This window comes from Streptomyces sp. Edi2, from assembly GCF_040253635.1.
In the GTDB taxonomy this organism is placed as follows: Bacteria; Actinomycetota; Actinomycetes; order Streptomycetales; family Streptomycetaceae; genus Streptomyces.
On sequence record NZ_JBEJGX010000003.1, the window covers coordinates 4,792,451 to 4,812,839 of the forward strand.

25 protein-coding genes and 1 tRNA gene are annotated in these 20,389 nt (G+C 71.4%); 7 read left to right on the forward strand and 19 right to left on the reverse strand.

The features are described from left to right. The first annotated feature begins 29 nt into the window (after positions 1-29). Positions 30-521, forward strand: a complete 492-nt coding sequence (locus ABR737_RS24575; protein WP_350252322.1) for a hypothetical protein — start codon at positions 30-32, stop codon at positions 519-521. A gap of 158 nt (positions 522-679) precedes the next feature. Here ABR737_RS24575 and ABR737_RS24580 read toward each other — a convergent pair whose 3' ends face one another. Beyond that, a complete protein-coding gene (locus ABR737_RS24580; RefSeq protein WP_143034551.1) occupies positions 680-895 on the reverse strand; it encodes a hypothetical protein in 216 nt (71 codons plus the stop codon). Between the two features lie 296 nt (positions 896-1,191). On the opposite strand from ABR737_RS24580, the gene ABR737_RS24585 reads away from it, so the two are divergent. After that, the gene (locus tag ABR737_RS24585; protein WP_350252323.1) at positions 1,192-1,977 is read left to right on the forward strand and encodes a hypothetical protein; all 786 of its coding nucleotides are present in this window, start codon (positions 1,192-1,194) and stop codon (positions 1,975-1,977) included. 19 nt (positions 1,978-1,996) lie between these two features. Here the strand turns inward: ABR737_RS24585 and ABR737_RS24590 are convergent, their stop codons facing one another. Next, positions 1,997-2,587, reverse strand: a complete 591-nt coding sequence (locus tag ABR737_RS24590) for a TetR family transcriptional regulator (protein WP_350252325.1) — start codon at positions 2,585-2,587, stop codon at positions 1,997-1,999. A 120-nt stretch (positions 2,588-2,707) separates the two neighbouring features. Here ABR737_RS24590 and ABR737_RS24595 point away from each other — a divergent pair, with 120 nt between their 5' ends. Continuing rightward, positions 2,708-3,619, forward strand: a complete 912-nt coding sequence (locus ABR737_RS24595; protein ID WP_350252327.1) for an SDR family oxidoreductase — start codon at positions 2,708-2,710, stop codon at positions 3,617-3,619. Positions 3,620-3,863: 244 nt separating this feature from the next. Here the strand turns inward: ABR737_RS24595 and ABR737_RS24600 are convergent. The 4 genes from ABR737_RS24600 to ABR737_RS24615 all read right to left on the reverse strand — a co-directional run bounded on the left by ABR737_RS24600 (position 3,864) and on the right by ABR737_RS24615 (position 5,665). Then, positions 3,864-3,950, reverse strand: a tRNA-Ser gene (locus ABR737_RS24600). Positions 3,951-4,027: 77 nt separating this feature from the next. Beyond that, positions 4,028-4,609, reverse strand: a complete 582-nt coding sequence (locus ABR737_RS24605) for a nucleoside deaminase (RefSeq protein ID WP_350252328.1) — start codon at positions 4,607-4,609, stop codon at positions 4,028-4,030. A 71-nt stretch (positions 4,610-4,680) separates the two neighbouring features. Next, positions 4,681-5,229 (reverse strand): tRNA adenosine deaminase-associated protein, encoded by a 549-nt coding sequence (locus ABR737_RS24610; protein WP_350256910.1) that lies wholly within the window; start codon positions 5,227-5,229, stop codon positions 4,681-4,683. 211 nt (positions 5,230-5,440) lie between these two features. Further along, positions 5,441-5,665, reverse strand: coding sequence for a hypothetical protein (locus ABR737_RS24615; protein WP_502964501.1), 225 nt, complete (start codon positions 5,663-5,665; stop codon positions 5,441-5,443). 169 nt (positions 5,666-5,834) lie between these two features. On the opposite strand from ABR737_RS24615, the gene upp reads away from it, so the two are divergent. Continuing rightward, positions 5,835-6,470: a uracil phosphoribosyltransferase gene (gene upp / locus ABR737_RS24620; protein WP_350252330.1), complete on the forward strand. Its 636-nt coding sequence runs from the start codon at positions 5,835-5,837 to the stop codon at positions 6,468-6,470. A gap of 76 nt (positions 6,471-6,546) precedes the next feature. Here upp and ABR737_RS24625 read toward each other — a convergent pair whose 3' ends face one another. The 8 genes from ABR737_RS24625 to ABR737_RS24660 all read right to left on the reverse strand — a co-directional run bounded on the left by ABR737_RS24625 (position 6,547) and on the right by ABR737_RS24660 (position 11,629). Continuing rightward, positions 6,547-7,194 carry a LytR C-terminal domain-containing protein gene (locus tag ABR737_RS24625; RefSeq protein ID WP_502964368.1) on the reverse strand — a complete coding sequence of 216 codons (648 nt, stop codon included), beginning with the start codon at positions 7,192-7,194 and terminating at the stop codon, positions 6,547-6,549. A 162-nt stretch (positions 7,195-7,356) separates the two neighbouring features. Then, positions 7,357-7,653, reverse strand: coding sequence for a type II toxin-antitoxin system VapB family antitoxin (locus ABR737_RS24630; protein ID WP_030084955.1), 297 nt, complete (start codon positions 7,651-7,653; stop codon positions 7,357-7,359). A 199-nt stretch (positions 7,654-7,852) separates the two neighbouring features. Beyond that, positions 7,853-8,485 carry a DUF4232 domain-containing protein gene (locus ABR737_RS24635; RefSeq protein WP_350252331.1) on the reverse strand — a complete coding sequence of 211 codons (633 nt, stop codon included), beginning with the start codon at positions 8,483-8,485 and terminating at the stop codon, positions 7,853-7,855. 437 nt (positions 8,486-8,922) lie between these two features. Continuing rightward, positions 8,923-9,534: a chromosomal replication initiator protein DnaA gene (locus ABR737_RS24640; RefSeq protein ID WP_350252333.1), complete on the reverse strand. Its 612-nt coding sequence runs from the start codon at positions 9,532-9,534 to the stop codon at positions 8,923-8,925. After that, positions 9,531-10,235: an RNA polymerase sigma factor gene (locus ABR737_RS24645; RefSeq protein WP_350252335.1), complete on the reverse strand. Its 705-nt coding sequence runs from the start codon at positions 10,233-10,235 to the stop codon at positions 9,531-9,533. Before ABR737_RS24645 ends, ABR737_RS24640 begins: the two co-directional genes overlap by 4 nt. 40 nt (positions 10,236-10,275) lie before the next feature. Then, on the reverse strand, positions 10,276-10,848 hold the full coding sequence (locus ABR737_RS24650; protein ID WP_350252337.1) for an LPXTG cell wall anchor domain-containing protein: 573 nt from the start codon (positions 10,846-10,848) through the stop codon (positions 10,276-10,278). Between the two features lie 158 nt (positions 10,849-11,006). Further along, positions 11,007-11,243: a hypothetical protein gene (locus ABR737_RS24655; protein WP_350252338.1), complete on the reverse strand. Its 237-nt coding sequence runs from the start codon at positions 11,241-11,243 to the stop codon at positions 11,007-11,009. Next, complete coding sequence (locus tag ABR737_RS24660; RefSeq protein WP_350252339.1) at positions 11,240-11,629, reverse strand: ArsR/SmtB family transcription factor; 390 nt, start codon at positions 11,627-11,629, stop codon at positions 11,240-11,242. Before ABR737_RS24660 ends, ABR737_RS24655 begins: the two co-directional genes overlap by 4 nt. A 186-nt stretch (positions 11,630-11,815) precedes the next feature. Between ABR737_RS24660 and ABR737_RS24665 the strand changes: the two genes are divergently transcribed. Next, positions 11,816-14,146 (forward strand): MMPL family transporter, encoded by a 2,331-nt coding sequence (locus ABR737_RS24665; protein ID WP_350252341.1) that lies wholly within the window; start codon positions 11,816-11,818, stop codon positions 14,144-14,146. Positions 14,147-14,299: 153 nt separating this feature from the next. Here the strand turns inward: ABR737_RS24665 and ABR737_RS24670 are convergent, their stop codons facing one another. Next, positions 14,300-15,355 carry an NAD(P)-dependent alcohol dehydrogenase gene (locus tag ABR737_RS24670; protein WP_350252343.1) on the reverse strand — a complete coding sequence of 352 codons (1,056 nt, stop codon included), beginning with the start codon at positions 15,353-15,355 and terminating at the stop codon, positions 14,300-14,302. 118 nt (positions 15,356-15,473) lie between these two features. Here ABR737_RS24670 and ABR737_RS24675 point away from each other — a divergent pair, with 118 nt between their 5' ends. Further along, positions 15,474-16,343, forward strand: a complete 870-nt coding sequence (locus ABR737_RS24675; protein ID WP_350252344.1) for a helix-turn-helix domain-containing protein — start codon at positions 15,474-15,476, stop codon at positions 16,341-16,343. Here the strand turns inward: ABR737_RS24675 and ABR737_RS24680 are convergent. Together ABR737_RS24680 and ABR737_RS24685 are read right to left on the reverse strand one after the other, a co-directional pair. Continuing rightward, positions 16,310-16,657: a hypothetical protein gene (locus ABR737_RS24680; RefSeq protein ID WP_350252346.1), complete on the reverse strand. Its 348-nt coding sequence runs from the start codon at positions 16,655-16,657 to the stop codon at positions 16,310-16,312. The two genes, ABR737_RS24675 and ABR737_RS24680, sit on opposite strands and share 34 nt — an antisense overlap. A gap of 183 nt (positions 16,658-16,840) precedes the next feature. After that, the gene (locus tag ABR737_RS24685; protein ID WP_350252348.1) at positions 16,841-17,410 is read right to left on the reverse strand and encodes a PadR family transcriptional regulator; all 570 of its coding nucleotides are present in this window, start codon (positions 17,408-17,410) and stop codon (positions 16,841-16,843) included. Positions 17,411-17,540: 130 nt separating this feature from the next. On the opposite strand from ABR737_RS24685, the gene ABR737_RS24690 reads away from it, so the two are divergent. Further along, complete coding sequence (locus ABR737_RS24690) at positions 17,541-17,972, forward strand: nuclear transport factor 2 family protein (protein WP_350252349.1); 432 nt, start codon at positions 17,541-17,543, stop codon at positions 17,970-17,972. Between the two features lie 22 nt (positions 17,973-17,994). On the opposite strand, the gene ABR737_RS24695 is transcribed toward ABR737_RS24690, so the two are convergent. Both ABR737_RS24695 and ABR737_RS24700 read right to left on the reverse strand, forming a co-directional pair. Next, positions 17,995-18,726 carry a TetR/AcrR family transcriptional regulator gene (locus ABR737_RS24695; RefSeq protein ID WP_350252350.1) on the reverse strand — a complete coding sequence of 244 codons (732 nt, stop codon included), beginning with the start codon at positions 18,724-18,726 and terminating at the stop codon, positions 17,995-17,997. Next, on the reverse strand, positions 18,723-20,222 hold the full coding sequence (locus ABR737_RS24700; RefSeq protein ID WP_350252352.1) for an MFS transporter: 1,500 nt from the start codon (positions 20,220-20,222) through the stop codon (positions 18,723-18,725). The genes ABR737_RS24695 and ABR737_RS24700 overlap by 4 nt, the downstream gene beginning before the upstream one ends. Between the last annotated feature and the right edge of the window lie 167 nt (positions 20,223-20,389).

Here is a 20,389-nt window from a genome sequence, read left to right on the forward strand (position 1 = left end):
TCGACCCAAGGGGGAAACGAAGAATGCCCATGAACTCCGTACCGCGCGAACCCGATTCGTCCTCCGCGGCCGCCCGTCCTGCTCCGGGGAACTCCCGGTCGCCCCTGACGCGGCGGCGGCCGGCCGTCGTGCTGGCGCTGCTGGTCGGCCTGCTGGCCGCGGCCGTCGCACCGGCCACGGCGGCGGGTCGCGGCGCGGTGGACGACACCCGAGCGGCGGCCACCGCGAGCGCCCCGGCCCGCAGCGCCGATGCCTCCCGGCTCGCCGCCGCGCCCGCGCGGTCCGCTGTCTACCGCCACCACAGCGCGCACCACGCGGCTCCGCTCAAGACCGTCTTCAAGGCCAAGAAGTCCAAGACGTCGAAGTGGAAGTCGAAGGCGAAGAAGAAGGGCGGCTTCTTCAAGAAGCTCGGCATCTTCCTGATCGTGCTGTTCGTTGTCTTCCTCGTCGTCGTGATCCTGGTGATCTGGCTGATCGTGCGCTTCTTCCGCCGTGCGGCGCGCAACCGGCGCAACGACTAGGCATTTCCCACGGGCCGACGAGGCCTCGCGGCGCGTCCGTTCCGACGGGCGCGCCGCTTTTTGCTGTGCGCCGGCTTGCCTCGGGCCGTCGGAGTTCCGGCGATGCCGGGTTCCGCCCTGGCCGACCGCAGCGCCGGCCGCCTACAGCCCCGGCTGTGTCACTTGCCGCGCAGAAGACCCAGGAATGTTTTCAGCGTCAGCCGAAGGGACTGGTTCTTCTGTTTGAGGATGCGGGCCTGTTCCTGCGCCAGGTCACCTGAACGCCATGCTCCGGCGCGCTGCTCCATATACGCAGCGGGATCTGCTTGAAACTCGCCGATACGCGGGTCTGTTTCTAAGGCCACGCCGTTCCAGACACCTGCAGTCGTACTCATGACGGAATCCCCCCAGGATTCTGCATCGCGTGTGCGTTTGTCGCGGCGGTCGGGCATAAGCTCCGTCCCTAACCCCCGAGGTGAACACCCGCCGTGAGCTGCCGATCTGTTTCACAGCGAGATCACTACCACAACTGGCCACTCGTCTTGCGATCATGAGCGGCCCCCATCCCGACGTGCACCCACCGTAACGTCGAGCACATCGCCCTTATCCGGCATCACACACTAGCCCAGGGGTACCCGAACCAACCCTGAGATAAACGAATTTCGCCCGATGAGACTACTCTGTGTGTATCGTGCGTGACAGCGCAAGCAGCCTGGGGTTGGGGACAGGGGAGGGGTTGCACATGGGGTGGGGTGCGTTTTCCGCCGGTGCGCTGGCGGTCCTGGCGTATGTGGCTCAAATGGTCATCGGGCTGGACATGGCCACGTGGTTGTTCTGGGTGATCACAGGGGTCGGGAGCGTGGCCACGGTGGCCACGGTCTGGCTGGCCAGCCGTCGGGTCACCACGGCAAACGAGGCCGCAAAGGCGGCGACGAAGAACCAGCGGCGGGCATTCGAAGATGTGCTCGTTCCACTTGCGTCCAACCTCGGTCAGATTGTTTCGAGTCCGACAAAGGCTGAACGAAATGCCCTGCAGCAGCAGACCAAGCAGGCGATCGTCTCGCTCACTGCTTCACTGATCGGCCCGCAGGACGTGCGGGCCTGTTTTCTGGAGCAGGTTCCTGGTACGCCGGCCGGGCAGCGCGAGGTGAAATGCCGTAACAGTCTCTGGTCGGGCCGGAATGTGGCACCCGTGACGACATTCCGGGAGACGGACCTCCGCGGCAAGGAGCTTTTGAAGCTGCTCGACGACGGCACCAGCACGTTCGTGGAAAATGTGGACCTCTTACCCGATGTGTTAAAGCCCGACAGCGACAGCTATAAGACCTATATCGCCTGTGCCGTGACGGCGGGAGATGAATCCTTCGGAGTTCTGGCCGTCGACGGTCTCCGGCCGGGGGACCTGCACCAGGACGATGTGACGATGGTCGGAGTATTCGCCCGCATGCTGGGCGTCGCCCTGGCAGTGAAGAAGTAACCGGCCTCGCGGCGCGGCATCAGCTTTCGGGGTGTGCCTTCGCCGGCAGGGTGGTCGCGAAGAGGGTGCGCAGATCGTCGAAGGCCCGGGAGAGGTGAGCGTCCAAGCTCTGTGAGGGGTCGTCGATCCAGGCTTGGGCTGCTTGATGAAAGGCGGCCCACCCGGTCTGAGCAGCCAGGCCGGCCAGCCGGTCGGCGACGTCCCGCTGCCGCAGCGCCTCCGCCACGGCTTCGGTCAGCGACGCGGCCTTGGTCAAATCGCGTTCGCGGAGCGCTGGTGTCCTGGCGATGACTTCTCGTCGTGGTGCGGAGAACGGGAGGTTCTCCTCAAGGGTCCGCCCGGCCTTCCGGAAGGCGCCAAGCAGGATGTCGAGCGGCTGCAAGCCATCGGGCGCCTCGGCCACCGCCTGTATCAGCGCGGCGCGCAGGGCGCCTTCGCCATCGAACAGCACCTCGCGCTTGTCCGGGAAGTGCCGGAAGAACGTGCGCTCGTTGACGCCGGCCCGGGCAGCGATCTCGGCCGTGGTGGTCTGATCGAACCCGCGCTCCCGGTATAGCTCCAGGGCCGCCTGCTGAAGGCGGCGGCGCGCTTCTGCTCCGCTCCGTGGCACCCCCCGAGGTTACCGCACATGTCAGTGACCGACACCACTTGACGCCAGTTACTGGCGCTACGTAGCGTCAGTCACTGGCGTCAAGTAACGCCAGTGACTGACAAAACGAGAGGGTGTTCCATGCATGTCTTCGTTACCGGTGGTTCCGGTCTGACCGGCCCCGCCGTTGTCGCTGAGCTCGTCGCGGCCGGCCACACCGTCACCGGCCTGGCGCGTTCGGATGCGGCCGCCGCTCGGCTGGAGTCCCTGGGTGCCACACCACACCGCGGCTCCCTGGACGACCTCGGCAGTCTGCGGAGCGGCGCTGAAGCCGCCGAGGGTGTCCTGCACATGGCCTTCGGCGGTGACTTCTCCGACCTCGACGACATGATGAGGCGCGACCGGACCGCGATCGAGACGCTCGGCCAGACGCTGGAAGGCTCGGGTAAGCCGTTCGTCAGCACCTCCGGCACGCTGGTCATGCCCGCCGGCCGGGAGAGCACCGAGGGGGACGAGCCCGACACAGCTGGTATCGCCGCCTTTCGCATCGCGGGCGAGCGGGCTTGTCTGGCATCGGCTGCCCGGGGAGTGCGCGCGAGCGTGGTCCGGCTCGCCCCTACGGTCCACGGCCCCGGGGACTACGGCTTCATCGGCATGCTCGTCGCCACCGCACGAAGGACCGGCAAGTCGGCCTACGTCGGCGACGGCACCAACCGGTGGCCCGCCGTACACCGGCTCGACGCGGCCGGACTGTTCCGCCTGGCATTGGAGAAGGCTCCTTCGGGCAGCGTGCTGCACGGAGTGGCCGAGAGCGGCGTCACCCTGAAGAGCATCGCGGAGACCATCGCGCGACGCCTCGATCTGCCCGCGGTCTCGTTGACCCCGGACGAGGCTGCCACGCACTTCCCGAGTCCGTTCATGGCCACTGCCTACGGCCTCGACGCGCCCGTCTCCAGCGTCTCCACGCAGGAGCTGCTGGGCTGGTCGCCAGTTCACCCGACACTGCTCGACGACCTGGAGCACGGCGATTACTTCGCCACGCCAGGCTCCTGACCACCTCGCACGGGTCATCAGCAGGATCGTCGTTCCGTTGTTCCGCGAGGCTGAGGGGCCGTGGCCCCACGGTGGGTTCTGCCATCGAGGGCTGTGTCAGCAGGCCAGTTGGGGCCGTGCGGGGCTCATGAGCCCGGGCGTATCCCTACGACGGGTGCGGACACGCCCCACGACGGGCGTGGACACGCCCCCACACAAAACACCCCTCTGCCCTGTGTTTCCACAGTTCAGAGGGGTGTGTGAGCGGTAGCGGTGGGATTTGAACCCACGGAGGAGTTGCCCCCTCACGCGCTTTCGAGGCGCGCTCCTTCGGCCGCTCGGACACGCTACCGAGAGAGAGCTTAGCTCAAGGGGGCCGTGCGCCGAAATCGGATTCCGGAGCGGGGCCGGCGCGGGGCGGGACGCCGGTCAGCGGGCGCGGAAGAAGTCGGTCAGCAGGGCCGCGCAATCGGCTTCGAGGACGCCGGTGATGACCTCGGGGCGGTGGTTGAGACGCCGGTCACGGATGACGTCCCAGAGGGAGCCGGCCGCGCCGGCCTTGGCGTCGCGTGCGCCGTAGACGACGCGGTCGACCCGGGAGAGCACGATCGCGCCGGCGCACATCGTGCACGGTTCCAGGGTGACGACGAGCGTGCAGTCCGTCAGCCGCCACTCGCCCGCCTGTCGCCCGCCGGGCTCCGCGGCGGCGCCATGTGCGAGGTCCGTCCGGCGGGCTCCCGGGCGCGATGCCTGCTCCCGCAGGGTCCGGGCCGCTGCCCGCAGCGCCAGGATCTCGGCGTGGGCGGTCGGATCGCCGGTGGCCTCCCGCTCGTTGCGGCCGGTGCCGAGGACCGTGCCGTCCGCGGACAGCACGACGGCGCCCACCGGGACATCACCGGTCCCGGTGGCGCGGGCGGCCTCGCCCAGCGCCTGCCGCATCGGTGCGTTCCACGGATCGCGCAGCGGGTCGGGTGCGGGGGAGGGGTGAGAAGCGGATGGGGGGACGGTCATGTCCCTAGTGTCGGGGACGTGACCGGGGCGGGGCCGCCGGGCCCCGGGGCGGGAGTCAGGCCGGGGCCGGCTCAGCGCACGGCTTCCAGGACTTCCGTGCAGCCCAGCGCGTCGGCGATGGTGCTGAGTGCGTCAGCGTCGAGGGCCAGCAGCTCCTTCTCGCCGATGCCCAGGTCGGCCAGCAGCCCGGCATCGCCGAGCGGGCCGTGCGGCGGGCCGTCCGTGCCGATCACCGCCTCCAGGGGGTCGTCGTCGTCCTCCGCGTCGTTGTCCGATTCGGGTTCGCCGTCCTCCGTGCCGTCCAGGTCGAGGCTGTCGAGGTCGTCGGCCGCGTCGTCCTCCTCGCGGCCCAGCAGCTCGTCGGTCAGCATCGCGCCGTACGAGCTTCGGGCGGCAGCGGCGGCGTTGGAGAGGAAGACCCGTGGGTCGTCCTCGCCGTCCACCCGGACGACGCCGAACCAGGCGTCCTCCTGCTCGATGAAGGCCACCACCGTGTCGTCGTCGACCGCCGCCTCTCGGGCCAGATCGGCCAGATCGTTCAGCGTCTCCACATCGTCGAGCTCCGTATCGCTCGCTTCCCACCCGTCTTCGGTGCGCGCGAGCAGTGCGGCGAAGTACACCGTGACTCTCCCACTGGTCATAGGCGTGCCGGGTCGGGCGGGGCGGCGCTGCACGCCGTTGGTCCCGCCCCTTTCGGAATCGTGGCAGAAACAACGCGTTCGCGCGGGGTCTTCGACGCTGCGTCGTGCGGAGGTTGTGAGAGATGTCGCTCACGTGCCGCAGTGCGGGCGGGGGCGAGGAGGTGGTTCGCTACCAGCGGAATGGGCTCCGCTACCAGCGGAATGTGCGCATCCGCAGGGCCTGGCGCATCCGTTCGGCCCGTACGCGGCGCGGCTGGACGCGGTTCCGCAGCTCCTTGGCCTCGTGCAGATCGCGCAGAAATTGTGCGCGGCGCCGTCGGCGCGCCGCCTGGGCCCCGGCGTCCGGGGCCGGGCCCTCGGCGCTGAGGACGGCGTCGTTCGGGTCATCGGTCCGCTTGTGGTCGGGCACGCGCACACCACCTCGGGCGAGGACTTCGCCCGACGGCAGGACGGCCGATCGGGCGTACGTGCCCACTTTCCCTCCTTTCGGTGGTTTGACGCCGATCACACTCCGATGCCGTGTGCGGCGGTCGGGTGCTGCACGGCGGGCGCCGCGGTCTTCCGGCTCGGTTAGTGTCGATGTCATGCGGATCCACGTCGTCGACCACCCGCTGGTGGCGCACAAACTCACCACTCTGCGCGACAAGCGCACCGACTCCCCCACCTTCCGGCGGCTCGCCGACGAGCTGGTCACCCTGCTCGCCTATGAGGCCACCCGTGATGTGCGCACCGAGCAGGTCGAGATCGAGACACCGGTGACGGCGACCACCGGTGTGCGGCTGTCGCACCCGCGCCCCCTGGTCGTCCCGATCCTGCGCGCCGGTCTGGGCATGCTGGACGGCATGGTGCGGCTGCTGCCCACCGCCGAGGTCGGCTTCATGGGCATGGTCCGTAACGAGGAGACGTACGAGGCGCACACGTACGCCACGCGGATGCCCGATGACCTCTCGGGCCGTCAGGTGTACGTCGTCGACCCGATGCTCGCCACGGGCGGTACGCTGGTCGCGGCGATCCGTGAGCTGATCAAGCGCGGCGCGGACGATGTCACCGCGATCTGCCTGCTGGCCGCGCCGGAGGGCGTCGCCGTGATGGAGAAGGAACTGGCCGGCACGCCGGTGACGGTGGTCACCGCGGCGGTCGACGAGCGGCTGAACGAGGACCGCTACATCGTGCCGGGCCTCGGCGACGCGGGGGACCGGATGTACGGCACGGCCGGCTGAACGCGCTACCGCTTCCCTGTCTGATCATTGGCCGGGCCCCGCACCACGGGTTGGTGCGGGGCCCGTGCGCATGCGGTCAGCACTTGGCGTCGGCGGCGGGGGACGGTGACGGGTGGGTCAGCAGGGCCAGGGACTTCGCGGCGTTCTGCTGGGTGGTCAGGTCCTTGAAGGCGTTACCGATGATCAGGTCGAGGTCGGTGCCCTTGCGGCCGTCGGTCTTCTGCTGAGCGCCGGTGAGCTGGGTGGCCAGGACCTTCAGCGGGCCGTCGGCCGCCTCGGGGCCGAGCAGTATCCCGGAGCCTTTGACCTTCTTGTCGTAGGCGGCGGGGGCGTTGCCCACCTCGCCGATTTTGAAGCCGCGCTTCCGGAGCTCGTCGGCGGTGCGCTTGGCGAGTCCGGAGCGCGGGGTGGCGTTGAAGACGTTGACGGTCAGCGAGCCGGGCGCGGGCAGTTTTTGTGCGGCGGTCCTGGCCTGCGGGGTGTCCGTCTTGCCGTGGTCGCGGCAGGGCGCCGTGCCCTGGGAGGCCTGGGCGGTACTGCCACGGCCGCCGAAGACGTCGATGAGCTGCAGGGTCCCCCAGCCGGCCAGACCGAGGGCGCAGGCCGTGGCGACGACGGTGAGGACGATCCGGCGGCGGTGGCGTGGACGGCGCATCCGCGGATACCTGTCGCCCGTGATGCGGTACTTCTTACCGCCCATCCCTGGGGGCGTCAGCATGCTCATGGGCGCAGCGTAGTGCGGGAGGCGCACCGTGCCTACTAGATGATCAACGCGTCGCGCGAGAGCCAACCCAAAAGGGTCAATACGGGCGGGGTGGGTTGGGCGGCGACGGGCGGTAAAGGGGGTTTTCCGGTCAGTTGGTCAGCCGGCCGGGGAGGCGGTGCGTCAGCCCAGTTCGAGCACGCGGGCGTGCAGTACCTGGCGCTGCTGAAGAGCCGCGCGTACCGCGCGGTGCAGCCCGTCCTCCAGATAGAGGTCGCCCTCCCACTTCACGACGTGCGCGAAGAGGTCGCCGTAGAACGTCGAGTCCTCGGCGAGCAGCGTCTCGAGGTCGAGCTGCTGCTTGGTCGTCACCAACTGGTCGAGGCGTACCGGGCGCGGGGCGACGTCCGCCCACTGGCGGGTGCTCTCCCGGCCGTGGTCCGGGTACGGCCGGCCGTTTCCGATGCGCTTGAAGATCACACGGAAAGCCTACCGGGCGAGCGGCACCGGGCGCAGCCATGCCGCAGCAACGCAAAAGGATCATTGGCGGCAAATTTGGATCATTGGGGAGGGGTGGGCCGGAGGATATGGCTGGATGCGACCCGAACGGGCTAGCCGCGCGGCGTGTCCCGGAGGGTGCGGGCTCTCCCTGCTCGCCGCGGTCCAGCCCTTTGGACCGTCACCACTTACGGGCGGCGGCCAGGCAGGGCTGCCAGTAGGTGACGCTGGCGGTGTGCGGGTCGACGTGGACGGGGGCGCGGCCGTCCAGGCCGACCTGAGTGGGCGTGGCGCGGGCGGCCAGCGCGACGCCGAACTGGGAGATTTTCCGGCCGCGGTGGCCTGTGCCGCCCGGCCCGCCGGGGGCGGAGGTGGTGATCGTGGCGTACGCCGTGTCGTTGGGCGCCAGGGAGACCACGTTGAGCGGCCGGCTCGCCCCGATCGGGGGAAGGGCGGGCTGCCGGTCGTTGCCGAACCGCAGCAGCGGATAGCGCTGGGCGGCGAAGTCGCAGGTCCGGTGGGAGAAGTTGGTGACCGTCAGCAGCATCCGGCGGTCGCGCCGCGGCAGTGCGCCGGCGTGGAATCTGAGCATCTCCGGGGTGCAGGCGACCCGGCCGCCCCGGCCCGATGGCGGGTTGCCGTCGTCCGGGGCGGGCGGGGCGGGGACCGGCGAGACGGCCGTGACGGAGCTGTCGCTCTCCTTGCCGGGGGCGCCGTGGCAGCCGGTGGCCAGGGTCAGCGCGGCGGCGACGAGGAGACCTGCGGCAGCGGCCCGGCAGGTGGTGGCCCGGCCTGTGGTGGCGGTGAACGGCATAGGGAGCTCCCCCGGGACGGTGGCGTGTGCACGACCTTCGGCGCGGGTGCTGGTGATCCGCTAACGCACGGCTAACGAAGGCCACTGGTTTCGGCCCCTTCGTCTGCCGGGGCCGGGGCGGGCGAGTCGGCAGGGCGGCCGGCCGGGGGCGTGCTGTCGGGTGCCACCTGTCGGGCGGTGGAGGGCCGGGCCGGGGCGGGTGCCGGTTCGCGGACTGCTGCCCGCGGGGCGTTGTGGGTGTACCGGTGTCCGCGGCCGTGGACCGCTGTTCCTGGGCTGGTGCCGACTGCTCGTGGGCCACTGCTCGTGGACTGGCGCCCGTGGACTGGTGCCCGCCGTCCGCCGACTGCTGTCCGTGGATCGCTGCCCGCTGCCCGCTGCTCGTGGACTGCTGTCCGTGGAACCCGTTCGTCGTGCGGTCACCTTTCGTCGTGCGGTCAATTGGGGCGCGGCGACGGGGAGATGCCGCCTGTGCCGGGTGCTGCGTGGGTGGCGCGCCGTGGGGTGGGGGTGGCCGACGGGGTGGCGGTGGGGGGCGTGACGGTGGTCCCCGAGGGGCCGCTGCCCGGCTCCTCCGTCTGCCGGGGGGTGGGGGTGCCCGAACGGGAGGGGCGCGGCGGCCGGTCCGGAATCCCGCTGGGCTCCCCCGAGCCGTAGGGGCCGGCCGTACGGGACGGGACCCGCGACGGGTGGCTCGCGGACGGGGCGGGGGACGGTCCCGTAGGGGACGGGGAGGGCGCCGGGCCGACGGGGCGCGGCGGGGTCGCGGGCAAGGGCCGGTCCGAGGCGCCGGGGGCGGTCGCGAGAAAGCCGATGACGACGGCGGCGGTTGCGGCGGCCGCGGCCAGCGGCAGCCCGTAACGGCGCAGACGGCGCAGCCAGGGCCGCAACGGACCGGGCAGCCGGCCGCGGCGGGTGTGCGGGCCCGGAGGCGCGGCCGGTCGCAGGTCCCTCAGGGTGATGCTCTCGGCGCGCGCGGCGAAGGCCCCGCGCAGCCGGTCTTCCACGGGGCGCCCGGACGCGGCGCCCTCGGGGCCGGGGCCGTTCATGACCGCTCCTCCAAGATCTTCTCCAGCGATTTCAGTGCGCGGCTGGCGATCGACTTCACCGCGCCGCGGCTGATGCCCAGCGTCGCCGCGATCTGTGCCTCTGTCAGATCGCCCCAGTAGCGCAGGACGAGCACTTCCCGGCGGCGGGCGGTCAGCCCGCTCAGCGCGGCGAACACCTCGCGGTGCTCCTCGTCCAGCACGATCCGCTCCTCGGCGGACGGCGCATCCGCCTCGTACGGCGGGGTGTAGCCGCGCGCGGTACGCCGGCGCCGCAGCACCGAGCGGGCGGCGTTGACGACCGCGGTGCGCAGATAGGCGAGCGCATTGTCGACCTCGCCGAGCTGTTCGCCGTGCCGCTTGTAGAGCGCGGCGAACGCGTCCTGGACGACGTCCTCCGCGGTGGCGCGGTCGTCGACGAGCAGGACGGCCAGGCGGACCATGGCCAGCCGGTGGGCGTGGTAGAGCTCGCTGATCGTCGGCTGTGGTTCGGGGGGCGCGGGGGCGGCCTCGTCCGGCAACCAGTCCCCGGAAGCTGCCGGTTGGCCGTACGCGGGATACCGGGCCGGGTGGCCCGGGCGCGGTGTTTCGCGGCGGGCGGCCGCCGGGCGGGCGGTGCGCAGCAGCCACCGCCACAGGGCAGGCCGGCGCCCCGGTACGGCGAACCGTACCGGGGCGTACTGCGGGCCGGCGGAGTACTCCATCGATTCCTCGGGGTGCGGCGGGGCGGCCTGGCGCCGTGGCTCAGCCGCGCCGGCGGCGGACCGCGTAGACGGTGCCGCCACCCACGGCGATCAGGCCCGCGGCGACGCCGCCGAGCGCCATGGTGGTCGTGGAGGAGGCCCCGGTGCGGGCGAGTTCCTTCTTGTTCCCGGATTCCTTGCCGGGGACGGGGCGGGGGGACGGGCCGTCGCTGCGGACGCCGGGCGAGGCGCTGGGGCGGGGCCCGACCTTGCCCTGCGGCGCCGGCCGGCTGGGTGAGTCGGAGGAGGGCGGCGTGCTGGGAGCGCTGGGCCGGGCGCTGGGCACCGAGGAGACGCCGCCGGCCGGTACGGGCGTGGGCCGGGTGCCGACGCCGGCCGGTCGCGGGGTGGGTGCCTGGGCCGCGGGGCCGGTGTGCGGACGCGGCTGCGGCGCCCGGTCGTCGGCCTGGGCGGTGCCGGCCACGGACAGCGCGGCCAGCGCGAGCGCAGCGACCAGCCCGGCGCCGACCGCACCGCGCGGACGGCGGAGGGGGCGGGGACGGGCCGCGGACGGCAGGAAACCGGCGGCGGTGGGGGAAGTGCGGGAGGTGCGGCTGAACTTCGGGGACTTCACGGTCGGCTGCTCCACGTTCGTCGACGGGGCGGCGCCTGAGGGCGCCCTCACCCGTGACGACGTGCGACGGGGACGGGGGTTGCCGGGCGGGGCGGAAAATTTTCCGCGGGCCGGCTTCCGTCCGCCGGATGGCCTCCGCCCGAGCCGGGCAGCCGCCCTCAGCCCACGCTGTGCAGCAGCTTCTCCACGGCCTTTACCCGGTCGCCCAGCTCCGCCAACTGCGCGCTCACCGTCTCCTGCTGGACGTTGATCCGCTCCGCGAGCTTGCGGTACTCGGCCATCGCGGCGGCATCCGCGCGATGCCGCTGCAGCTTGAAGTACGACACCACGATCGTGGCGACCGTACCGAAGATGATCACCAGGACGGCTATCGGGATGATGGTGCTGCCGTTCATGTACGGGTCCCCCTAGGGTCGTTCGGTCCCTTTGCGGCCGACGGCTCCACCGCGTCTTCCGCGTCCCCGGTCCCGTGCGGTGCGGGCGCCCCGGACCGGTCCTCCTGGAGGGCCGCGAGGACGGTGGCCAGGTTCAGCTTCAGCTCGAACGGTGTCAGTTCGAAGTACTTGAGCGCCTTGCCGTCCTCGGACAGCTCCAGCCGGCCCACCACCAGACCGGCTTTCTCCAGGCGGTCCAGGTGCATATAGAGCAGCGGCCGGGACATCTCCAGCCGGCGGGCCAGTTCGCTGACGTAGAGCCGGCCGCCGGCCAGCTCGGCGATCACTCGCAGCCGCTGCGCATGGCCCAGGGCGGACAGCAGGGCCAGCAGCTCCTCGCTGTTCATGGCCCACCTTCTTGCCGTTCCGGACGCCTGTCAGCGGAGGTTTTCGCATGACGCGACGGACTGTCAAACATGCCCGCGCCCTCCGGCCATCACCATCTTACGGTTGACGCTCTGCACCGACACCTGTAATTCTCGACTTACATGCGTACCAGTGGGGGCGCGATGTGATGCCGAGGGGGAAGGCAGATGAACGTGGCGGTACGAACGCGGCCGACGGAGCGCGGGCCGAAGGAGAGACGGCCGGTCACGGTGCGGTGCGCGACCTGGAGTGCGCGGCATCCGTGGCGCGCCCTCGCCGGATGGCTGGCCTTCGTGGTGCTGTGCCTGGGGGTGGGCATCTCGGCGGGTACCCACAACGCCACCGCGGAGGACTACCGCGTCGGGGAGGCCGGCCGGGCGGAGACCCTGGCCGCCCAGGCCCGTCTGGGACATGAACCGGTCGAGCAGGTGCTGATCACCGCCCGGTCCGGTCCGCTGGACGGGGCCGCGACCGGTGCGGCCGTCCGGGACCTCACTGCCCGGATGCGGGCGCTGCCCGAGGTGGCGCGGGTCGCGCCCCCGGTCCGCTCGGCCGACGGCCGCGCGCTCCGGGTCGCCGTGATCATGAAGGGGGCGGAGGCGGACGCCAAGGACCATGTCGCTCCGCTCGCCGGCCAGACCGCGGCGGTGCAGCGCAGCCACCCGGGGCTGCGGGTGGAGGAGACCGGAAGTCCGTCGGTCAGTGTCGGCGTCAACGCCCAGCGCAGCCAGGATCTGGCGCTCGCCGAAGCGATCACCCTGCCCGTCACCCTGCTGACCCTGCTGGCCGCCTTCGGGTCCGCGCTGATGGTGGCGGTGCCGCTGCTGCTGGCACTGACCTCGATCGCGGCCGCCGTGGGCCTGTCGATGGTGGTCTCCCATGTAATGCCGGACGCCGGGGTGGGCACCAACATCATCCTGCTGATCGGCATGGCGGTCGGCGTCGACTACACGCTCTTCTTCCTCAAGCGCGAACGCGAGGAGCGGGCCCGTGCGGGCGGCCGCCTCCGGCCCGAGGCGCTGGTGGAACTGGCCGCCGCCACCTCCGGCCGGGCGATCGTGGTCTCCGGCTTCGCGGTCATCGTCTCGACGACCACCCTCTACCTGGCCACCGACGTGGTCTTCTCCTCGCTCGCGACCAGCACCGTCATCGTCGTACTGGCCGCGGTCCTCAGTTCGCTGACGGCGCTGCCCGCACTCCTGGTCAAGATCGCCCAACGCGCTGAACGCCGCGCGGCACGCCGCGAACAGCGGACCGGCCGCCGTCCGGAGCCGCGCGTGCGGCCGGACGGTACCGGCCGCCTCTGGCGCGCCCTGCTGCGCCCGGCGCGCACCCATCCGGTCCGCGCCCTGTGCCTGTCCGTCCTGCTGCTGCTCGGTCTCGCGGCACCCGCCGTGGGCATGCAGCTGCGCGTCCTCAACAAGGACAGCCACTCACGCGAGATCCCCGCCCTGCAGGCCTATGACCGGCTGACCACGGCCTTCCCCGACCTGCGGGTCCAGCATCAGATCGTGGTCCGTGCCGCCGCCGCGCAGGCACCCGAAGTGGCTGCCGCGCTAAGGGAGTTGGGTGCACGCACCCGGCAGGACTCCCTCTATGCCAAGGACACCGCACCGGCCCTGCGCACCTCGCGGGACCGGCGCACCACCACCATGGACGTGTCGACGCCCCACAAGGTCAGTTCCCCGCAGGCGCTCGCCGCCCTCGACCGCCTGCGCAGGGACTATCTGCCGACCACCGTGGGCAAGGTGCCCGGTGCGGAGTTCGCGGTCAGCGGGGACGTCGCGCACGACACCGACTACCTCGCCCACCAGAACGAGAAACTGCCTCTGGTCGTCGGGGCGTTGCTGCTCGTGACGTTTCTCCTGACGGCCCTGGTCTTCCGCTCCGTCGTGATCGGCCTGATCGGAGTCGCGCTCAACCTGCTCTCCGCTGCCGCCGCGTTCGGCCTGGTCGTGCTCTTCTTCCAGCACGGCCTGGCCGGCACGCTCTTCGGCTTCGACCCGACGGCGACCAGCGCCATCGGATCCCGTGTCCCGCTGTTCCTGTTCGTGATCCTCTTCGGCCTGTCGATGGACTACCAGGTCTTCGTCGTCAGCCGCATACGGGAGGCGGCCCTGCGCGGCGTACCGACCCGGGAGGCGGTGCTGCACGGGGTCGGCGCCTCCGCCAAGGTCGTCACCAGCGCGGCGGTGGTCATGGTGACGGTCTTCGCCAGCTATATGTTCCTGCACCTCGCCGAGATGAAGCAGATCGGCTTCAGCCTCGCGGTGGCCGTCCTGCTGGACGCCTTCGTCATCCGCGTCGTGATCCTGCCGTCGGCACTGATCCTCCTGGGGCGGGCGACCTGGTGGCCGTCCCGGACGATGCGGCGGGCGCAGGACCGGGGAATGCTCCGGGAGGCGGGCGGCACGGGCAGCGGCGGAGAGTCCGGAGCCGCCGGTGCCTCGAGCGGCCGTTGGCAAGAGCACGGCGGCCGGCCGTCGGGAGTCCGCTGAGGTTCCCTGCGCTGCTGAGGTTCCCTGTGCTGTGGGGGCACCGCATGCGCACGCCCGGGGCGGTCTGTGGCAGACCGCCCCGGGCGTGGGTGTTCGTGCCCGGAACCGGGCCAAGGTGCTCGTGGATCAGATGGATCCGATGGTTCGGATGGCTCAGATCGTCGAGGTGTCGATCACGAAGCGGTAGCGGACATCGCTTGCCAGGACCCGCTCGTACGCCTCGTTGATCTGCTCGGCGCTGATCACCTCGATGTCCGAGGCCAGCCCGTGCTCACCGCAGAAGTCGAGCATTTCCTGCGTCTCCGGGATGCCGCCGATCAGCGAGCCGGCGATCGAGCGGCGCCGCGTGAGCAGGGCGAACGGCGCGACGGGCAGCGGGTTCTCCGGGGCGCCGAGCTGGACCAGGGTGCCGTCGGTGCGCAGCAGTCCGAGGTAGGCGTTCAGGTCCAGGTTGGCGGATACGGTGTTGACGATCAGGTCGAAGCTCTCGGCCAGCTCCTCGAAGGTGGCCGGGTCGGAGGTGGCGTAGTAGTGGTCGGCGCCCAGCCGCAGGCCGTCGTCCTTCTTGCGCAGCGACTGGCTCAGCACGGTGACCTCGGCGCCCATCGCATGCGCGATCTTCACGCCCATGTGGCCGAGGCCGCCCAGGCCGACGATGGCGACCTTCTTGCCGGGGCCGGCCTGCCAGTGGGCGAGCGGCGAGTAGAGGGTGATGCCGGCGCACAGCAGCGGGGCCGCGGCGTCCAGCGGGATGCTCTCGGGGATGCGCAGGGCGTAGTTCTCGTCGACGACGAGGTGGGTCGAGTAGCCGCCTTGCGTGATCTCGCCGTCCCGGCCGGTCGCGTTGTACGTGCCGACGTTGCCGAGCTCGCCGGTGCAGTACTGCTGCAGACCGGCCCGGCAGTTCTCGCACTCCCGGCAGGAGTCGACGAAGCAGCCGACGCCGACCCGGTCGCCCGCCTTGTAGCGGGTGACCTCGGTGCCGACCTCGGCGACCACACCGGCGATCTCATGGCCGGGGACGATCGGGAAGGCCCCGCCGTCGCCCCACTCGGCGCGCGCGGTGTGGATGTCGGAGTGGCAGATACCGGCGTACTTGATGTCGATCAGGATGTCGTGGGCACCCAGCTCGCGGCGCGGAATCGTGGTCCGCTCCAGCGGTGCTTTCGGGGCGGGTGCGGCATACGCGAAGACAGAGGTGTGGGTCATGCCACCGACGATGCGGTGTTCCGCCTGCCGTAACCAGTGCACTCTTGAACGTATGCATGGCGTGCCTAGTACTGACGGAACCACCCTCCGGCCCGGTCCGTGGCCGCAGAATGCGGTGATGGACCCACGGAAGGAATTGAGTGAGTTCCTGCGCTCCCGGCGCGCCCGGCTGCGGCCGCAGGACGTCGGGCTGCCGCAGTACGGCGGGCGGCGCCGGGTGCCGGGGCTGCGCCGGGAGGAGCTGGCGCAGCTCGCCGGGGTGAGTGTGGCGTACTACATCCGTCTCGAACAGGGCCGCGGCCGCAATGTCTCGTCCGCCGTACTGGACGCCATCGCCACCGCCCTGCGGCTGACCCCCACCGAGCGCGATCACCTCACCCATCTCGCCCGCCCGGTCGCCCGCCGGATCCGCCCGGCCGCCCTCCCGCAACGGGTGCGCCCGGCGCTGCAGCAGCTGATCGACACGATGGAGTGCGTCCCCGCCTATGTCATCGGCCGGCGGCTGGACATCATCGGCTGGAACCGGCTCGCCTGCGCGCTGCTCGGCGACTTCGCCGCATTGCCGCCCGAGCGCCGCAATCTGGGCTGGCTGGTGTTCCTGGACCCGGCAGCACGCGCGCTCTACGAGGACTGGGACGCCAAAGCCACCGCTGTGGTCGGCTATTTGCGACGCGATGCCGGCCGTTACCCGGACGACCCCGAAATGGCCTCGCTGATCGGCCGGCTCTCGCTCGGGAGCGCGGAATTCCGGCAGTTGTGGGCCGCCCACGAGGTGCAGGACAAGGGGTTCGGCAGCAAGGTCCTGCACCACCCGCTGGCCGGCCGGCTGACTCTGGCCTACGAGACCCTGACCCTGCCCGCCGACCCCGACCAGCAGGTGATCACCTACCACGCCGAACCGGGGTCGCGGTCGGCCGAAGCCCTCCGGATGCTGATGCCGGTGCTGACGTCGGATCAGGAGAAGACCACCGAACGGACCTTCAGCTGATCCGAGGCGTGACCGCCGTTCGGCCGGAGGCTGAAGTGGTCGCCGGTGCAGTCGGAGCCCGTGAAGGCCGTGGCGACGGATGAGGTGTAGTTCTTCGGGGTGTGGGCGGGCTGGACGGCGGGGTCGGTCACCTCGGGGAGGGCGAGGCACGCCCGGCTCGGCGGGTCGGCGAGCAGGCCCACGTGCGGGGTGCCGGTGGAGTCGGTGTACACGTAGGTGAAGGGGCCGGTGGCCGCTCCGGCCGAGGCGGTGGGCAGGGCCAGGGCGAGCGCGAGGGCGCCGACGGCGGTGGCGACGGTGTGGCAAAGACGCATGGGGATATTCCCTTTCATTCCTTTTCTTGTGGAATGTCTGTTTCCCGGGTGTGCGTCGGCTGATGTCCGTAGTCACACGAAGGAGTTCTGCGCGATCCGGATGAGCGGCGTCCCGGGGCCCGCCGGTCGCTGTCTTCCGGGGCCGGAGTTCGTCCGAGGCGGGCGGGGCCGGGGAGGCAGGTCCTACGGGTGCCGGCGTGCCCCGCTCCGCTCCTGCAGTACGCCGGCGATCCGCTCGCACCACGCGCGGGTCTCCCGTTCGAAGCCGAGGCCGCGCAGACAGGTCAGATACGGGCCGATCCGGTCGCCGCTGACCAGGAACTCCGCCTCGTCCCTGCCGCCGCGCAGCCGGGTCAGCAGCTGGTCGAAGATCTCGGCCTTGGCGGCGGCGACCCGTGCCCGCTCCCGCAGCTGCTCGATCACCGGCGCGGCGTCGATCCGGTCCACGGCCTGCACCTTGACCAGTAGATCGTCACGGATGAACGAGGGCTTGGACGCGGCCGCGGCGAACCGCTCCAGCTCGGCCAGGCCCTCGTCGGTGACGTGGAACAGCCGCTTGTTGGGCCGGGTCTCCTGGACCACCTGGCGGCCGGTGATCAGCCCCTGCGCCTCCAGCTTGGCCAGCTCCGTATAGAGCTGCTGCGGCAGCGCGTGCCAGAAGTTGGCGACACCGGCATCGAACGCCTTGGCCAGTTGATAGCCGCTGTACTCGCCGTCCAGCAGTGCTGCCAGCACCGCGTGCTTGAGCGCCATGTCCTCGGGCACCTCTTCCCATACTCAAGAATATGATTAATCATAGTCGTGACTAGCAGCGTGAACCAGGAGCCTGAGAGGCACCGGGCGGGCCGGGTGGTCTGCCCGGCCGGAGCGAGGAGGAAGAGCGATGGGGACGACGGCGGACCGCTTCAAGGCGGCGGTGGAGGCAGGGGATCTCGACGGGGTGGAGGAGCTGTTCACCGAGGATGTGCGCCTGTACAGCCCGGTGAAGTTCACGCCCTTCGAGGGGCGGCCGATGGTGCTCGGGCTGTTCGGGGTGCTGCTGCGGACGTTCCAGGACTTCCGTTACGTCGGCGAGCTCGAGGGCAGCGCCCAGACGGCGGCGGGGCCGGACGGCGGCTCCGCCGACTCGACGGTCCTGATCTTCCGGGCCACCGTGAACGGCAAGCAGATCCACGGCATCGATCTGCTGCAGTTCGACGAGGCGGGCCGGATCAAGGAGTTCACGGTGATGGTGCGGCCGCAGTCCGCGGTGCAGGCACTGGGGGAGGCCGTGCTGGCCGGGCTGGTCGAGGACGGGCTGGTGCCCCGGCCGTAGGCCGCCGGCTGACCGCCGTCGTTCAGCCTTCGATGAGCCGCTGGAGGGCGGGCGCGTAGAGGTCGGCGAGCCGTTCGGGCGGGGCCTGGGAGGCGGCGCCGGTGCGGTGGATGCTGAGGGTGGCGCCCAGGCCGATCAGCTGGGCGGCGATCAGCTCGGCCCGGAGGGCGGCGTCCGGGCCGGTGAGCAGGGTGGCGAGCCGGTCGGTGATCTGCTCCTGGAACCGGTCGCGCAGCAGCGAGCGTTCGTCGCTGATGCCCAGGGAGAAGACGACGCGCAGCAGCGGATCGCCCTGCTGGGCGCGGCGTTGGCCGACGAGGGTGTGCACCATGTGCCGGCCGAGCTCCGGAAGCGGTGCGGTGAACAGTGCATCGGCCGCCGGGCCGAAGTCGGCCACGGCGCCGAAGAGCTGTTCCTTGCTGCCGAACCGCTTGACGATCAGTGAGGCGCTCACCCCCGCGTCGGCCGCGATCCCGCGCAGCGTGACCTCGGCGTACGGGCGCAGGGCGAAGGCCCGCCGGGCGGCGCGCAGGATGGCAGCGCGGCCGGTGCCGGGGTCGGGGTCGGTGCCAGGGTCGGACATGGGGCTCGGTTCCGTGCCGGTGGCGGTCATGGCGCCCCGTTCCGTACCGGTGCCGTCGGCGGGGCTCGTCCCGGGGGCGTTCGCGGGTGTCGGGACGGTGGCCGGGCCCGGGCGTCCCGGGTGTCCCGTGCCTTCCGGTGCGGCTGCGGCGGCCTCGGCCTGAGCGGTCATGCGTCCTCCTGGGTGAGCGCCGTCCGCGCCGGCGGGGCCGGTCGCCGGACCTGCCCGACCGTACCGGCCGGCGGCGGTGTGCGGCCCCCCGGCAGGCACAGCGTGACGGCGAGGGCGAGCAGCGCGGCGGCGCCGGCGATGAGGAAGACCAGCAGGTACGCATGGAGGGTCGGGGCGGTCCGGCCGCCCGCCTGGAAGGTGACATTGGTCAGTACGGCGGCGACCGCCGCGCTGCAGAACGCCTGCCCCACCGAACGCATCAGCGTGTTGAGGCCGTTGGCCGCCCCGGTCTCACCGGCCGGCACCGCGCGCATCACGAGCGCGGGCAGCGCGGAGTAGCCGAGCGCGGTGCCCGCGGACACCACCGTCGCCCCCGCGATGATCATCCACAGCTGATGACTGGTGAAGAACCGCACCACATACCCCACCGCCATCAGCGCGGCGGCCAGCGCCAGGGTGACCTTCGGCCCGTGCTTCGCCGAGATCCGCGCGGACACCGGCGACAGCGCCACCATCGACAGCCCGCCCGGCAGCAGGCACAGACCGCTGACCACGAGGGAAGCGCCCAGCCCGTATCCGGTGCTCCGCGGCTCCTGCACCATCTGCGCCGTGGCCAGCGAGTTGGCGTAGAAAGCGAAGCCGATCAGCAGGGCGGCGAGGTTCGTCAGCAGCACCGCGGGCCGGGCCGAGACCCGCAGATCGACCATCGGCGACACGCAGCGCAGTTCGTAGGCGCCCCAGGCCAGGCCGGTCAGCACGGCCGCGACGAGCAGTCCGAGGGTGCGCGCGGAGGCCCAGCCCCAGCCGGCGCCCTGGGTCACGGCGAGCAGCAGGAAGCTCAGCGAAACGGTCAGGCCGAGCGTGCCCAGGACGTCGAAGCGGCCACGCGAGCGCAGCGGCGATTCGGGCACGCAGCTCAGCACCAGCACGACGTCCAGCAGCCCGAGGGCCGCCGAGACCCAGAACATGGTGTGCCAGTCGGAGTGCTCGATGACCAGCGCGGCGATCGGCAGTCCGACCGCGGCGCCGATGCCGAGCGTGGAACTCATCAGCGCGACCGAGGACAGCACCCGCGCCGGCGGCAGCTCGTCGCGCATGATGCTGATGCCGAGCGGCACCACCGCGAGCGCCGCGCCCTGCAGGGCCCGCCCCGCGATCAGCACCCCGATCTGTGAGCTGACGGCGCACAGCACGGAGCCGAGCACCAGGACTCCGAGGGAGGCCAGCAGCACCCGGCGTTTGCCGTACATGTCGCCGACCCTGCCGAGGACGGGGGTGCAGATCGCGCCGGTCAGCAGGGTGACGGTGACCAGCCAGCTCGCGGCGGCCGGGGTGGCGCCGGTGAGCTGGGGGATGTGCGGCAGCAGCGGTACGACGAGCGTCTGCATGACGGCCACGACGACACCGCAGAAGGCGAGGACGCCGACGAGTGCGCGCGGGTGGCCGGCGCCGCCGGGTGCGGCGGTCTCGACGGGCTCGGGTATCGCTGCGGGCATGGTTCTCCGTAGGGCGCGGCGGAACGGCGGACAGGGGTGCACGGGCGTTCACCCCCAAGGGTAAACGTCTGTGCACCCCTCTCGCATGCCGAACCGGGGCCGCCGGGTCCCCTCCGGCGAACCGGGTCCGCCAGGTCCCCTCCGGCGGATTCGGGCCGGGGCGGACC